The 726-nt window shown below is 68.2% G+C and carries 1 pseudogene; it reads right to left on the reverse strand.

The window, feature by feature from the left end:
• Positions 1–79 precede the first annotated feature (79 nt).
• A pseudogene (locus JMJ56_RS33195) lies at positions 80–645 on the reverse strand (IS5 family transposase); the annotation flags it as partial.
• Positions 646–726: the final 81 nt, after the last annotated feature.

A 726-nucleotide genomic window follows, 5' to 3' on the forward strand; every position in this document is an offset into this window, starting at 1 on the left:
TGCGTGGGCTCACCTACAACCTTCAGCGCCTCGTCCGTCTCGGTGCTCCCGCGTGAGCCTCGCGACAGGGCAAGAGCGCCTAACAGAACCACCGCTGGACGAAACGCCAAGCGATGATGGTTGAGGCGAGGGTGAGGAAGGCGGCGTGGATGTCGGCGCGGCGCTCGTAGCGGATTGCCAGCCGCCGGAACTGGCTGAACCAAGCCAGGGTGCGCTCGACGACCCACCTATGCTGCCCCAGCTTGGCGCTGCTCTCGATGCCGCGGCGTGCGATGCGGGGCTGGATGCGACGGCGGGTCAGGGCCCGGCGGCAGCGGCGGTGATCGTAAGCCTTGTCGGCGTGCAACTTGCCGGGCCGCCTGCGAGGCCTGCCCCAGGATTGCCGGATCGGCGGCACGGCATCGACCATCTCCTCCAGCATCCTGCTGTCATGCACGTTGGCTGCGGTCAGGCGAACCGCGAGCGGGATGCCGTTGGCATCGGTGAGGATGTGGCGCTTCGAGCCCGGCTTGCCCCGATCGGTCGGGTTTGGCCCCGTTTGCGCACCCCCCTTTTTGCCGCGACCGACGCGCTATCGAGGGCGGCACGCCGAAAGTCGATAGCGTTACGCCGCCCCAGGCGATCGAGGAGCGCATGCTGGAGCCGGTCCCGGTAACGTCCACGGAGGTGTTGGAAAATCCGGCCTTGGCCGGAGTGTAGGGTTGGGGTGGCCATCGGACCTGGCGG

Origin of the sequence: Belnapia arida (genome assembly GCF_016773205.1) — a bacterium.
Classification (GTDB): Bacteria; Pseudomonadota; Alphaproteobacteria; order Acetobacterales; family Acetobacteraceae; genus Belnapia; species Belnapia arida.